The 13,402-nt window shown below is 62.4% G+C and carries 12 protein-coding genes; 1 reads left to right on the forward strand and 11 read right to left on the reverse strand.

What is annotated here, in order from left to right:
* Positions 1 to 48 precede the first annotated feature (48 nt).
* Positions 49 to 276 (reverse strand): aa3-type cytochrome c oxidase subunit IV, encoded by a 228-nt coding sequence (locus GPJ75_RS09580; RefSeq protein ID WP_163267451.1) that lies wholly within the window; start codon positions 274 to 276, stop codon positions 49 to 51.
* A 319-nt stretch (positions 277 to 595) separates the two neighbouring features.
* Between GPJ75_RS09580 and GPJ75_RS09585 the strand changes: the two genes are divergently transcribed.
* Positions 596 to 1,678, forward strand: coding sequence for a transporter substrate-binding domain-containing protein (locus GPJ75_RS09585; RefSeq protein WP_246248998.1), 1,083 nt, complete (start codon positions 596 to 598; stop codon positions 1,676 to 1,678).
* A 2-nt stretch (positions 1,679 to 1,680) separates the two neighbouring features.
* Here the strand turns inward: GPJ75_RS09585 and GPJ75_RS09590 are convergent, their stop codons facing one another.
* From GPJ75_RS09590 to GPJ75_RS09635, 10 genes are all read right to left on the reverse strand, one after another.
* Positions 1,681 to 2,520 carry an ABC transporter ATP-binding protein gene (locus GPJ75_RS09590; protein WP_163267453.1) on the reverse strand — a complete coding sequence of 280 codons (840 nt, stop codon included), beginning with the start codon at positions 2,518 to 2,520 and terminating at the stop codon, positions 1,681 to 1,683.
* Between the two features lie 185 nt (positions 2,521 to 2,705).
* Positions 2,706 to 4,022, reverse strand: coding sequence for an ABC transporter substrate-binding protein (locus GPJ75_RS09595; protein ID WP_163267455.1), 1,317 nt, complete (start codon positions 4,020 to 4,022; stop codon positions 2,706 to 2,708).
* Between the two features lie 70 nt (positions 4,023 to 4,092).
* Positions 4,093 to 5,169 (reverse strand): branched-chain amino acid ABC transporter permease, encoded by a 1,077-nt coding sequence (locus GPJ75_RS09600; protein ID WP_163267457.1) that lies wholly within the window; start codon positions 5,167 to 5,169, stop codon positions 4,093 to 4,095.
* A gap of 64 nt (positions 5,170 to 5,233) precedes the next feature.
* Positions 5,234 to 6,193: a branched-chain amino acid ABC transporter permease gene (locus tag GPJ75_RS09605; RefSeq protein WP_163267459.1), complete on the reverse strand. Its 960-nt coding sequence runs from the start codon at positions 6,191 to 6,193 to the stop codon at positions 5,234 to 5,236.
* Between the two features lie 31 nt (positions 6,194 to 6,224).
* On the reverse strand, positions 6,225 to 6,371 hold the full coding sequence (locus GPJ75_RS09610) for a DUF3096 domain-containing protein (RefSeq protein ID WP_163267461.1): 147 nt from the start codon (positions 6,369 to 6,371) through the stop codon (positions 6,225 to 6,227).
* 17 nt (positions 6,372 to 6,388) lie between these two features.
* Entirely contained in the window at positions 6,389 to 7,213 is an 825-nt protein-coding gene (locus GPJ75_RS09615) for an ABC transporter ATP-binding protein (protein WP_163267463.1), read from the reverse strand.
* A complete protein-coding gene (locus tag GPJ75_RS09620; protein ID WP_425483137.1) occupies positions 7,210 to 9,105 on the reverse strand; it encodes an AMP-binding protein in 1,896 nt (631 codons plus the stop codon). The genes GPJ75_RS09615 and GPJ75_RS09620 overlap by 4 nt, the downstream gene beginning before the upstream one ends.
* Positions 9,106 to 9,414: 309 nt before the next feature.
* Entirely contained in the window at positions 9,415 to 10,089 is a 675-nt protein-coding gene (locus GPJ75_RS09625; RefSeq protein WP_163267468.1) for a Crp/Fnr family transcriptional regulator, read from the reverse strand.
* Between the two features lie 95 nt (positions 10,090 to 10,184).
* Positions 10,185 to 10,877, reverse strand: coding sequence for an N-acyl amino acid synthase FeeM domain-containing protein (locus tag GPJ75_RS09630; protein WP_246248999.1), 693 nt, complete (start codon positions 10,875 to 10,877; stop codon positions 10,185 to 10,187).
* 220 nt (positions 10,878 to 11,097) lie between these two features.
* Positions 11,098 to 13,392 carry a putative bifunctional diguanylate cyclase/phosphodiesterase gene (locus GPJ75_RS09635; protein ID WP_425483131.1) on the reverse strand — a complete coding sequence of 765 codons (2,295 nt, stop codon included), beginning with the start codon at positions 13,390 to 13,392 and terminating at the stop codon, positions 11,098 to 11,100.
* Between the last annotated feature and the right edge of the window lie 10 nt (positions 13,393 to 13,402).

Genomic DNA, 13,402 nt, shown 5'->3' on the forward strand with positions numbered 1-13,402 from the left:
CCTTGTCGTTGGACATCCCCCAGCGCGGGTGAGCCCGCGCGCCGCGCGTCAGCGCAGCATCCAGACGCCGAGCGCGCAGATGAGAATGAAGAGGATGAGGCTGGAAATGAAGCCTGCCGCGGTGAAGAAGCCGAAGGCCATCGCAATCAGCGTGGCGGCGACCACCAGGCAGGTGTATTTGGCAATCGTCAGGAAGAGGCTGTAGGTGCGTTCGTGTTCCGCGTAATCCATTTCCGCACCCTTTTCTGCCGGTTCATCCGGCTGTTTCTCTGCCATCGCATACCCCCTCGGGATGAAGACTGGCAAGGGGAATAGCGAAAACGCCGCCCAAGGGCAATGGGCCGCATGGACGCATGCCGCCCTATGCGCCGTTGCAGGAAGCGCGTGCCCGACCACGCCATCGTGACAAGTTGCACGGAAGCGACAATAGGTTGGCACTGGCCCCCATTTTTCTCCTCCTCGACCGCGGCTCCACAAGAGAATCCATGAAATGGCTTTATCGATCGGACGGAACCGGGTTTGATTAGCCGTCCGTTGGAAGATGAGGGGCGAAGCGGTGCACTCTGCGACTTCACGACAAAAGAGCATTCTTGCAGTGCTCACGCTGGCTTTCTTGATGGGCCTGTTGGCGACCGTCGATTTGCGCGCCCAGGAGGAAGAGGCGCCGCCATCTCCGCAGCAACTGAAGGTCGGCGTCTATGTCAGCCCGCCATTCGTCATGAGGAGGGACGACGGCGGCTTCACCGGAATGGCGGTCGAGCTGTGGGAGCGGCTCGCCTCGGGGCTCGACCTTCGGTTCGACTACGAGGAAATGCCCACCATCAGGGACCTTGTCCAGGCGACGGCCGATGGCGATCTCGACATCGCCCTGACCAACCTGACAATCACGGAAAGGCGCGCCGAACGTATCGATTTCACCCATCCCTGGTACGACGCCGGGCTGCGCGTGATGGTCAACGAGGACCAGGGCGCCGGCTTCTGGGACGTTGTCGCCGGCCTGCGGGAATCGGGCCATCTCAGGGCCTATGGCTGGCTCGCCTTCGTCATTGCTGTGGCCACGGTGCTGCTGACCCTGTTCGACCGGTGGTTCGACAAGGATTTCCCGCGCCGCTGGCGTGACGGGATCGCCGAGAGCTTCTATACGGTGATGTCGGTCGCCACCTCCGGCAAACCGGCGGCGCGCAAGAACCTGTTCGGCTGGGTCGGGCGTATCTGGCAGGCGCTGTGGCTGGTCTGCGGGATTGCAGTGCTCGCCTACGTCACCTCGTCCGTCACCAGCGTCATGACGACGCTGTCGCTCACCAACCAGATCAGCGGTATCGACGATCTGCAGGGCAAGACCGCCGGTGTCTTCACCGGCAGTGTGGCCGAGGAATACGCCCGTGAAAACGGCATCGCCATCCGCTCATATCCCGAGATCGAGGAGGCCGTGACCGCTCTGGCCGACGGCCGCATCGACGCGGTGATCGCCGATGCGCCGGTGCTGGAATATTACGCGCTCCGGCATCCGGACATGCAGATCACCGTGGTCGGCCGCATCTTCGCTCCGGACAAATACGGTTTCGGCCTGCAGCACACCAGCCCGCTGACGCGGCCGCTCACGGTGGAGATCATCGGCGAGCATGAAAGCGGCGCACTTGAGACGTTGCGGACGAAATATTTCGGTGAGCGGGAGTAGGCTCACGAGAGCCAGCGCTTCCTGCGCTTGTAGTGCTTGACGTTGCGGAAGGAGCGCCGGCCCTCGCCGCCGATGCCGAGATAGAACTCCTTCACGTCCTCGTTCTCGCGCAGCGCCCGCGCCTCGCCGTCGAGCACGATGCGGCCCGATTCGAGGATATAGCCGTATTTGGCGTAGCGCAGCGCCACGTTGGTGTTCTGCTCGGCAAGCAGGAAGGACACGCCCTGCTCCTCGTTGAGTTGCTTGACGATCTCGAAGATCTCCTCGACGAGCTGCGGGGCAAGCCCCATGGACGGCTCGTCGAGCAGGATCATCTTCGGCCGGCTCATCAGCGCCCGGCCGATGGCCGTCATCTGCTGCTCGCCGCCCGAGGTGTAGCCGGCCTGGCTCCCCCGCCGCTCCTTCAGCCGCGGGAAATAGGTGTAGACGAGTTCCAGGTCCTCGCGGATCGCCGCCTGGCCGTCGCGGCGCGTGAAGGCGCCGGTCAGGAGATTGTCCTCCACCGAAAGATGGCCGAAGCAGTGCCGTCCCTCCATCACCTGGATGCAGCCGCGCCGCACCAGGTCGTTAGGCGACAGGTTCTGCACCTGGGCACCGTCGAACACGATGTTGCCCTTCGTCACCTCGCCGCGCTCGGCGTGAAGCAGATTGGAGATGGCCTTGAGCGTGGTCGTCTTGCCGGCGCCATTGGCGCCGAGAAGGGCGGTGATGCCGCCCTTCGGCACCGACAGCGACACGCCCTTGAGCACCAGGATGACGCGATCGTAGATGACCTCGATGTTGTTGACCTCGAGGATGAGGTCGGCGGGGTCTTGCCTCGGCGCTTCTGCGGCGGCGGTCATAGGTTGCTCCTCACATCTCAACGGCGTCATTCCGGAAGCCGAAGCGGTAGCGGAGGCTGTCCGGAATCCATTCCGTGACCTTTCCTGTACCGGCCCGCTTCGCCGGAGCTTCAGCGAGGCGAGAATGGGTTCCGGACAAGCCTTCGCTGCCGCTCAGGCTTTCCGGGATGAAGCCGCGTATCGCCTCACATCTCGCACTCTTCGTTGACCGGCCACGGCGCGTTGGCCTCGGCGTAGGCCTGGGCCTCCTTGTCCTCCAGCGGCTCGATCGCTTCGCGGTCCGGCGTGATCAGGTCGGAGACCTTGACGAACTTCTCGCCGTCCCACTCCAGCATCCAGGCACCGCCATGGCCGGTGTGGTTCGCACACGAGGTCTCGAACGGCACCAGCATGCCGGTGGCGCCCAGTTCTTCGAGGCGGGCCTCGTCCATCTTGAGGTTTTCCAGGCCCCAGCGCACCTGCGTGGCATCCGGCGCCTGCGTGTCGAACTCTTCCTGCGCGGCACGGATGGCCTCGACCAGCATAGCGGAGATCATCAGGCCGCGCTGGTAGAACACCGAGTCGAGCTCGCTCTCGTTCTCGATCAGCGATTTGCCGGGCTCCACCACATACTGCCTGATGTCCTGGACGAGCTGAGAATCGGGCACAGGCACACTCCACGAGATGGAGCGGTAGCCCTTGCCCTCTTCGCCGATCAGCTTCAGGTCGCCGTCATGGCCGGACCACCAGATGCCGATGAACTGTTCCATCGGATAGCGGGTCTTGGCCGCTTCCGTGACGGCGCCGGCATTCATCGCGCCCCAGCCCCACATGAGCACGAAGTCCGGCCGCTCGCGGCGGATCTGCAGCCACTGCGCCGACTGGTTCTGCATCTCGGTGAGGCCAACCGGGATGGGCAGGAGCGTGAAGCCGTGCTCCTCGGCCAGTGCCTCGAGCAGCGGGATCGGCTCCTTCCCGTAAGGATGGTCGAGATGCAGGAGCGCGATCTTCTTGCCGTTGAGGTTGGAAAGATCGCCGTCGGAGATGTGCTTGAGGATCATGGACGCACCGTCCCAGTAGGAGGACGGCGGGTTGAAGGCCCACTGGAACACCTTGCCGTCGGCCATCGGCGAGAAGCCGTAGCCAGGGGCGAGGATGGGGATTTCGTCGACATTGGACTTCGGCAGCACCTGCAGGGTGATGCCGGTGGACCAGGGTTGTGTGACGACGGCATTCTCCTTGGTCCTCTCGTAGCACTCCACCCCCTTCTCGGTGTTGTAGCCGGTCTCGCACTCGTCATAGGTGAGCTTGACGCCGTTGAGCCCGCCGTCTCGTTCGTTGAGCAGGGTGATGTAGTCGCGCTGGCCATTCATCAGCGGCGTGCCCGTGGCCGCGAAGGGCCCGGTGCGGTACGACAGGTTGGGGATATAGATCGAATCCTCCTGCGCGCTTGCAGGCAGGGCAAGGGCGACGCCCGCGGCGAACGCCGCCGACAAGGCTGCAGTCTTCATCATTTTCTTCATTTCGTCTCCTCCACTTGTTCGTTCTTCCGCTGTGGAAAGGGCGAACCGGCCCTTTGGTATTATGGCCTCCTCAGTGCGGGAACGGCCATAGTATCAGCTTCTCCCTAATGACCGCCCAAAACCGCGCCAGCCCGTGCGGCTCGACGATCAGGAAAGTGATGATGAGCACGCCGATGATCATCACATTAAGATGCTCCACCGTCGCCGAAGCCAGCGGCAAGCCGAGCATGGCCGGGACGGCGCTGATGATGACCGGCAGCGCAACGATGAGGATGGCGCCCAGATAGTTGCCGAGGATCGAGCCCAGCCCGCCGATGATGGCGATGAACAGCACGCGGAACGACAACGGGATGTCGAACAGGTTCGCCTCCGCCGCGCCGCGCCACAGGAAGACGAAGAGCGCGCCGGAAACGCCGACGATATAGGACGACACGAAGAAGGCCGTGAGCTTCGCGCGCATCAGGTTGATGCCGACGAGCTCGGCTGCGATATCCATGTCGCGCACCGCCTTCCACATGCGCCCGATGCGCCCGCGCGTGATGTTGATGGCGAAGAAGGTGACGATGCAGACAATGGCGAGCACGAAGTAGTACTGGGTGATGGCCGCCGCGCGCGGGCCGGCGACGGTAATGCCGAACATGGTGATATTGGGCACATGGATGGCGCCGGAGGCGCTGTAGTTGTAGAGCCAGGCCCATTTCTGGAACAGCCAGACGAGAAAGAACTGGGCCGCCAGCGTGGCGATGGCGAGATAGAAGCCCTTGATCCTCAGCGACGGCAGGCCGAAGAGGGCGCCGACGCCGGCGGAGAAGAAGCCCGACAGCGCGATGGCGACAACGATGTTCATCTCCGGGAAGAGGGTGATGAGCTTGTAGCAGGCATACGCGCCGACGCCCATGAAGGCGCCGGTGCCGAGCGAGAGCTGGCCCGCATAGCCGGTGAGGATGTTGAGGCCGAGAGCCGCGAGCGCGTAGATGAGCACCGGGATGAGCAGCGCCCGGAAGGCGAACTCGCTCGCTGTCAGCGGAAGAATGACAAAGGCGAACACAAGGACGACGCCCAAAAGGATGGCATCCTGACGCACGGGGAACAGCGCGTGGTCGGCCGCGTAGCTGGTCTTGAACTGGCCGGCGGTGCGATAGAGCATGGGCTAACCTCTCCCGTCGAGTGCGGCACCAGAGGGGCGCGTTGCGGCAATACTCGACATCCCCTCACACCCTCTCGATAATGCGCTCGCCGAACAGCCCCTGCGGCCGGAACAGGAGCACGATCAGCGCCACCACGTAGGCGAACCAGGCTTCCGTGTTGCCGCCCATGAGCGGCTGGCCCCAGTAGACTTCGAACAGCTTTTCCAGAATGCCGATGGCGAGGCCGCCGATGATGGCGCCCATGACGCTTTCCAGACCGCCCAGCATGAGCACGGGCAGCGCCTTGTAGGCGATGACCTCGAGCGCGAAGGAGACGCCGGCCCGCGCCCCCCAGGCGATGCCGGTGGCAAGCGCGATGACGCCGGCGATGAACCAGACGACCACCCAGATGGTGGACAGCGATATGCCGACCGAAAGCGCTGCCTGATGGTCGTCGCCGAGCGCGCGGATGGCGCGGCCGGTCTTCGTCCTGTTGAGGAAGAGAAGGAGGGCGGCAACCAGGAGCACCGCACCGATGACGGAGGTGAGGTCCTTCTCTTCGATGGAGACGAAGCCGCCGAAGAGATCCAGTGTGATGCTGTCGGTGGGGATCATCAGCTCGCGCGTGATCATCACCTTGTTTTCGCCGCCGAAGATGATTTCGCCGAAGCCGATGAGGAACAGCGTGATGCCGATGGTGGCCATGAACAGGATGATGTCGGGCTGGTTGACCAACGGGCGCAGGACGGCGCGCTCGATGGTCACCGCCAGCACGAGCATGACGAGAAGCGTGAGCGGCAGGGCGAGGAGCGCCGGCACGCCCTTCTCATTGAGGCCGACCAGCGTGAGCGCCGCGAAGACGACCATGATGCCTTGCGCGAAGTTGAAGATGCGCGAGGACTTGTAGATGAGCACGAACCCAAGCGCGATGAGCGCGTAGAGCACACCGCCGACGAGGCCCTCCCACACGACCTGGAGCAGGAAATCCGGCGCACCCGCCATGTCTGCGAAGGGCTGGACGAAGATGGCGTTCAGAAAATCCATGGCCCGGCTCCCTGTCCCGACATCCGGCCGCTCACCCCATCAGCCCTGGAAACAGCCCGATGAGGCCGATGATGATGAGGTAGAAGGCGACGATGTAGTTCAAAAGCCGCGGCATGATCAGGATGAGGATGCCGGCTATCAGCGAGACCAGCGGGGTAAGGGCGAGACCGTACATCATTCTTCATTCTTCCTTTCTCAATGGGGCACGCCCAGATAGGCGTCGATGACCCCCTGGTCATTCTTCACCGCATCCGGCGTACCGTCAGCAATTTTCTTTCCGTAATCCAGAACCGCCACCCGGTCCGACAGGTCCATCACCACGCCCATGTCGTGCTCGATAAGGGCGATCGTGGTGCCGCGCTGCTGGTTCACGTCGATGATGAACCGGCTCATGTCTTCCTTTTCCTCGAGGTTCATGCCGGCCATCGGCTCGTCGAGAAGAAGCAGGCTCGGCTCCATGGCAAGCGCACGGCCGAGCTCCACGCGCTTTTGCAGGCCATAGGGCAACTTGCCTACCGGCGTGTGGCGGATGTGCTGGATCTCCAGGAAGTCGATGATCTCCTCCACCGTCTCGCGATGGGCGATCTCTTCCTTGAGTGCCGGGCCGTGCCACAGCATCTGCCAGCCGATATGCCGCTTCATCATCACCGAGCGGCCGGCCATGATGTTGTCGAGCGTCGACATGCCTTTGAACAGCGCCACGTTCTGGAAGGTGCGGGCGATCCCCTGCCCCACCGCGTGATGCGGCTTCATGGCGCGCCGCTCGCGCCCGCGGAAGACGATCGAGCCGTGCTGCGGCGTATAGAAGCCGTTGACGACGTTGAGCATCGACGTCTTGCCGGCACCATTGGGCCCGATGATGGCGCGGATCTCGCCCTTCAGGATGTTCAGTGAGATGTCCGTAAGCGCCTTCACGCCGCCGAAGGCGAGCGAGATGTTTCTGGCCTCCAGGAGCACGTCGCCCCTGGCGATACCGTCGTCGGGCGCCGTCAGCATGGTGTGGTCGGGCCGCTCGTTCATTCCGCCGCCTCCCGCACGGTCTCCGGCGCCGCCGGGAACACCTCCGCATCGGCGATCCTCACCGTGGCGCGCAGCACGCCCTTGCGGCCGTCCTCGTAGGTGACCTCCGTCTCCACATATTTCTCTGTCGAGCCGTCGTAGAGCGCTTCGATCAATTCGCCGTAGCGCTCGGCGATGTAGCTGCGGCGCACCTTCTGCGTGCGCGTCAGTTCGCCGTCGTCGGCGTCGAGTTCCTTGTGGAGGACCAGGAAGCGGCGGACCTGCGAGGCGGCCATCAGCGGCTCCGCGGCAAGGCGCCGGTTGGCCTCCGCCACGTGAGCGGCGATGATCTGGTAGACGCGGTCGTGGCCGGCAAGCTCCTGATAGGAGGCGTATGCGATGTTGTTGCGTTCGGCCCAGTTGCCGACGGCGGTGAGATCGATGTTGACGAAGGCGGCGCAGAAGTCGCGCCCATGGCCGAAGGCGACCACCTCCTTGATGTCCGGAAAGAACTTCAGCGCGTTCTCGATGTATTTCGGCGCGAACAGGGCGCCGGAGGCGAATTTGCCGACATCCTTCGCCCGGTCGATGATCTTCAGTTGCCCGTCGCGGTCGAAGAAGCCGGCATCGCCCGTATGCACCCAGCCGTCCGCCGTCTTGGTGTCGCGTGTCGCCTCCTCGTTCTTGTAGTAGCCCATGAAGACGCCGGGCGAGCGGTAGAGCACCTCGCCGTTCTCGTCGATCCTGATCTCCACCTCCGGCGAGGGGAGCCCCACCGTATCCGGCCGGATCCTCCCGTCCGGCTGGGCGGTGATGTAGACGGTGGCTTCCGTCTGGCCGTAGAGCTGTTTCAGGTTGAGGCCGATCGAGCGGTAGAAGCTGAAGAGCTCGGGGCCGATCGCCTCACCCGCCGTATAGCCGACGCGCATGCGCGAGAGCCCCAGCCGGTTCTTGAGCGGCCCGTAGACGAAGAACTCGCCAACCGCGTATTTGATGCGGTCCCAAAGGCCGACGGCCTCGCCGTTCAGGAGCGGCTCGCCGACGTCCCGCGCGTGCGCCAGGAAGCGGTCGAACATCCACTTCTTCGCCCGTCCGGCATCCTCCATGCGCACCATGATGGCCGTCAGCAGGGTTTCGAAGACGCGCGGCGGAGCGAAGAAATAGGTCGGCGCGATCTCGCGGCGGTCCTCGTTCACCGTCTCCGCGCTTTCCGGGCAGGCGACCGAGAAGCCGGCCGTGTAGGACTGGGCGTAGGAGAAGAGATGGTCGCCCACCCAGGCGAGCGGCAGATAGGCGATGATGCTCTCGTTCTCGGTGAGGTTGTCGAAGGCGTTGCCGTTGAGCGCCGAGCGCACGAGATTGTCGTTCGACAGCATCACGCCCTTCGGCCGGCCGGTGGTGCCGGAGGTGTAGAGCATGACGGCAAGGTCCGCCCCCCTGCCCTTCTCCACCTCGGAAAGCCAGAGTTCCGCCGCGCCGGGCTCCTCCAAAAGGCGCTTCAGCCCAATTTCGCGAAGGCCGGAATAGGCATGCAGATGCGCGTGGTCGTAGTCGCTCAGGCCCCGCGGCTCGTCATAGACGATTTCCTTCAGATGCGGCGCCTTCTCGGCGATGGACAACAGTTTGTCGACCTGCTCCTGGTCCTCGACGACGGCGTATTTCACCTCCGCATGGTCGAGCACGTAGGCCATCTCCTCGGCCACCGAATCCGCGTAGACCGGCACCGGCACCGCGCCGAGCGACTGGGCCGCGGCGAAGGTCCAGTAGAGCCGGGGACGGTTGGCGCCGACGACGGCGATCTTGTCGCCGCGCTTCAAGCCGACCGTCTGCAGCCCGAGGGCAAAGGCACGCACCTCCTCGAGCTGTTCTTCCCAGGTCCAGCTCTGCCAGATGCCGTAGTCCTTGTGCCGCATGGCAGGGCGGCCGCGAAAGCGCTCGGCGTTCAGCAGCAGGAATTTGGCAAACGTGTCGGGCGAAGGATGCGCCTGCGCCAAACCATTCTCCTCCCATCGCGGCGTCGTGCGCCGCCTCTCCCGCCGCCTCCCCGCGACGGTTTGTTATGGTGGGGAGGGTTCCACGAAAAGCAAGGCGGATCAACAAGGCGCTTGACAGACAAGGCGGCCATTTGCCTTTATTCTGAAGCTGTTGTGTGCGCTTTGCGCGTGTTGGCGTTCGGATATCCGCCGCCAATTCGGACACCTGTCACCGATAGCCCTCACCGATCAGGCGTCGTATTGGCCGAGCGCGTCCGGCTTCAAGACGGTGATGCGGCCGTGGGCGGCGCGCAGCAGGCCCTCCTCCTCCAGTTCGCGCAGCGCCTTGTTCACCACCTGGCGCGAGACGCCGGCAAGAAGCCCCAGTTCCTCCTGACTGATCTCGATCTCGTTTTCGACCGCCGGATAGAGAACCGGGTTGAAGAACCAGGCGAGATTGCGCGCCACGCGCGCCTTCGGGTTGAGGATGCGGTCGTATTCGATGGTGGCGATGAACTGGCCCATGCGCTCGTTGAGTTGGCGCACGAGGAAGCGGTTGAAGCCGGTGCTGTTCTCGTAGAGCCACATGAAGGTGGCGCGCTGCATCATGGCGAGCCTGGTATCGCGGATGGCCACGACGTCGTATTTGCGCGGCTCGTCCTTCAGCACCGAACCCTCGCCGAACCAGCTTCCCGATGCCGCCCCGGCGAAGGTCATCGCCTTGCCGGCAGCCGAGATGGCGGAGATCTTGACGAGCCCATCGAGAACGCCGGTCCAATAGTCGAGCCGGTCGCCCCGGTGGCACACATAGCCGCCCTTGGGATAGTGCCGCTCAACGAGCCCATGCTTCGCCCGCTCCAGCTCCTCGCCGGTCAATTCGCTTGCCCACAGGGCGGAACGGACGATCGCGTCTTTGGCACTCATGGCTCAGAAAGTTTCCGGGCGCACGCACACCCGACCGCTTATGAACGCCGGCTGCTGTCATGGCAAGGCGGGAGGGACGGAAGTGGGCGCGGACGTCAGGCGGCGGCCTTCAGGTACTTCGCCGTCGGCAGGATCGTCAGTGGCGCAAGCTCCCCGCGCTTCGGCTGATCGAACAGCATGCGACGCTCGCTCGCCGTAGACGCAAAAAAGGGAAACCGCTCCAGCGAAAGCTGCAGGCTATGGTCAGTGCGCGTTTCATAAAGGAATATCGGCATTGTAAAGGGGGGATAGAGGCGAGGCTCGCAAAGCGAAATGGAATCGAAACTTCTGGCATAGAAGCCGGTATGTTCCTCGCGTATCATCGAAATACAGCCCGAGGTGTTAAAGTGAATGACACCGATAAAGGCTAGCCGAAGGGTGATGTAGGGCAAGACGCGAAAAGACGTCGTCAAGTCCGGATCAATAGACAGCCGGCTGGGATCTATGAAGGACTCGCCCCGGTCCAGCCGCGGCTGCAAAATGTCTGAGAAAACCGTCATGGACGGCGCGTAGGGCATCTCCTTAGTCAGATGATGAAGCCGTATCGTGCTGACGAGATGGTTGTTCATGAACACGCCGAACTTGTAGCAGTTCGGTGCCTCGTCGAGCTCATCCACCATGCGCTCGTCGGCGGATTCGGACAAAAGAAGGCCATGACGGCGAAAAGACTTGTAGCGCAGCCTGTATATGGCCTCCAGGTCCTCGCCGCCGTCGTTACGGCGGTACTCGATCTCGTCGAGGATGGCCATCGCGTTCCGGGCAAAAACGGACGGCCGCGCCCCCTCGCGCCTCGGCTGATAATTCGGTACCGTTTTACCCGACAACATATTCGCCCCTATTCGGGCAAAAAGCTATCGCAGAACGATCGATAGAAGAAGGAGAAAATTGGCATCGTTCTTTAATCAATTGTTAACCTTAACGAATCGAGGCCCTGCCCTTTGGCGCGAGATCGCCACCAGCAGGCAACGATCAAGGGTCGATAGGTTTCACGTGCGCGCCCGACTTCGCGGCTTTCCGCTGGGAGGACGCCGGGGTGGGAAACGACCAGCCGCTGGCGGACATCGTTTTGATGCCGGACGAAGTCAAGGCGGAGCCGAACAGAAAGCCCTGCACCAGATCTGGCCGGACGGTCGCCGCCAATATCTTTAGCTGTGCAAACGCTTCGACCCCTTCGACGGTCACGGCAAGCCCCAGATTTCGCGACAGATCGACCACGCTTGTTAGCAGGCGTAGCGATCGTTCGTTCCCCGTCAGATCGGCAAGGAAACTTCCGTCGATCTTGACCTTGTCGAGCGGAAGCGTGTGAAGGTAGCTGAGGCTTGAATAGCCGGTGCCGAAGTCGTCAAGGGCGATGGTCACCCCGAGTTCTCTGAGTTCCTCGAGATATTTGCGCGTCGAAATTTTGTCGTCGAGCAGAGCGGTCTCGGTGACCTCGACCTCCAATCGATCGGGTGCAAGCTGCGCCTTCGCAAGCGCGCTGCGCACCTTGTCAACGACGGAGCCGCCATGGAAGTCCTTAGCCGACAGATTGACCGAGACACGCAGATGTTCCGGCCAGTACGCACATTCATGACAGGCAATATCGAGGACCAGTGCGCTGATTTCCGAAACGATGCCAATCTCTTCGGCGAGAGGGATGAACGTTGCGGGTGAAATGGGCCCAAGCTCGGGATGATCCCATCGACACAAGGCTTCGGCACCGATGATCTGCATGGACTGCATGTCCACAATCGGTTGGAAGACGACACGGAGGCTTTTCGACTCCACGGCGCTTCGCAGATCGCCTTTCATGACCTGCCGGCTGCGAAACGCCGCATCCATCTCGGTCTCGAACAGACGCCAGCCATTCTTGCCCTGCTCCTTTGCCTTGTAGAGCGCAAGATCCGCTTTCACGATCATCGCGTCGACGTCCGTCTCGCTAACAGGCGCCAGGGCTGCTCCGCCGCTGGCTTGGATGCGCAGCAGATGTCCGGCCACATCCACTTCACCCTGCAGGCTTTCGAAGATATCCGTAAGGCGAAGCGAAAAGTCGTTCTCATCTTCAACTCGGTTGAAGAAGACCATGAATTCGTCGCCACCGAAGCGGCTGACCTTCACATCGTTGGAGGCCACCGTCGACAACTTCTCGGCAACGGCGTAAATGAGGCCATCACCGACGGGGTGGCCAAGGGTATCGTTGATGCTCTTAAAGTCATCAAGATCGAATACGGCCAAACCGCAAAGCCGACCGCGGTCGCCCGCTGCCATGAGTTCTGTGACTATCTCATGGAAATAGGCCCGATTGGGCAAGGTGGTGAGGCTGTCATAGCGCGCCATGTAGCGGATTCTTTCTTCCGCCTCCACCCGTTGCGTGACTTCCTCGAATATGAGTACCGCGAGCTCGTCCTGGCCCTCGCGGGCCGAAAACTCCAGATAGCGCCCGTCCGTGAGTTTCAGCAGCACCTTTCGGTCCCGCCCCTCGCGCAACGCATCGGTCAGGTGCGATTCCGCGTACTGGAAATCCTTCGTCTCGAGAAAGCCGCCGGCGACGCCGCGCATCAAAAGCGCCCTGAGACTGCGCCCGAGCACCTGATTGACCGATCGGAAGCCCATCATCTCCGCCGCGCGGGCGTTGGCCACGACCACCGTTCCCTCGGTGCCGAACATCACCAGGCCATGCGACATCGTATTCAATGCACGATCGAAACGGTGCGCCAGACGGCGCGACCAGGTGCCTTGGATTATCGCATCGAAGAGGACGGTCTGCACATTGTCCGACATCTTCTTGAGCACGAAGATGAATGGAACGAGATACAATCCCAGGATGACGAAGGCATACCCCCCCTTGAGGATCATGCCCAAGGCCATCGGGAGCACCACGGCCAGCGACTGAAGCATCACCATGGTCCTGGAGCCGTAGTTCCTGCCGACGATTGTGATGGTAGAGCCCATCACCACGGCGACCGAACCGATTTCTCCAAAAGTATCAGGCTTGTAGTAGAGCGTGACGAAGCAGAAGAGGCCCATCATGAGTGCCTGGAAAAATCCGGTGCAAAGGTAGTTCAGCTCCCACCGGCGGGCCTGCTCATAAGTCGTTATGTTGGCCTTTTTCCCCTGCTGGATATTGTAGTAGCGAAAGACGCCCGCGAAAAACAGGACGATCGCAAATCCAAGGTATATGGGTTCTCCCGAAGTCGTGTAGACCAGATATGCGAGGAGGCAGTGGCAGACCCCGCCTATGAGCAGCACCTCGGCCTCGTTGAACAACGAGCGCACGAAGCCCACATAGACTTCT

This window comes from Chelativorans alearensis (genome assembly GCF_010993735.1).
Classification (GTDB): domain Bacteria; phylum Pseudomonadota; class Alphaproteobacteria; order Rhizobiales; family Rhizobiaceae; genus Chelativorans; species Chelativorans alearense.

Bases quoted from the DNA above. Each gene is read 5' to 3' on its own strand.
- GPJ75_RS09580 (WP_163267451.1), bottom strand. From the start codon at position 276: ATGGCAGAGAAACAGCCGGATGAACCGGCAGAAAAGGGTGCGGAAATG.
- GPJ75_RS09590 (WP_163267453.1), bottom strand. From the start codon at position 2,520: ATGACCGCCGCCGCAGAAGCGCCGAGGCAAGACCCCGCCGACCTCATC.
- GPJ75_RS09595 (WP_163267455.1), bottom strand. From the start codon at position 4,022: ATGAAGAAAATGATGAAGACTGCAGCCTTGTCGGCGGCGTTCGCCGCG.
- GPJ75_RS09600 (WP_163267457.1), bottom strand. From the start codon at position 5,169: ATGCTCTATCGCACCGCCGGCCAGTTCAAGACCAGCTACGCGGCCGAC.
- GPJ75_RS09605 (WP_163267459.1), bottom strand. From the start codon at position 6,193: ATGGATTTTCTGAACGCCATCTTCGTCCAGCCCTTCGCAGACATGGCG.
- GPJ75_RS09610 (WP_163267461.1), bottom strand. From the start codon at position 6,371: ATGATGTACGGTCTCGCCCTTACCCCGCTGGTCTCGCTGATAGCCGGC.
- GPJ75_RS09615 (WP_163267463.1), bottom strand. From the start codon at position 7,213: ATGAACGAGCGGCCCGACCACACCATGCTGACGGCGCCCGACGACGGT.
- GPJ75_RS09620 (WP_425483137.1), bottom strand. From the start codon at position 9,105: ATGCGGCACAAGGACTACGGCATCTGGCAGAGCTGGACCTGGGAAGAA.
- GPJ75_RS09625 (WP_163267468.1), bottom strand. From the start codon at position 10,089: ATGAGTGCCAAAGACGCGATCGTCCGTTCCGCCCTGTGGGCAAGCGAA.
- GPJ75_RS09630 (WP_246248999.1), bottom strand. From the start codon at position 10,877: ATGGCCATCCTCGACGAGATCGAGTACCGCCGTAACGACGGCGGCGAG.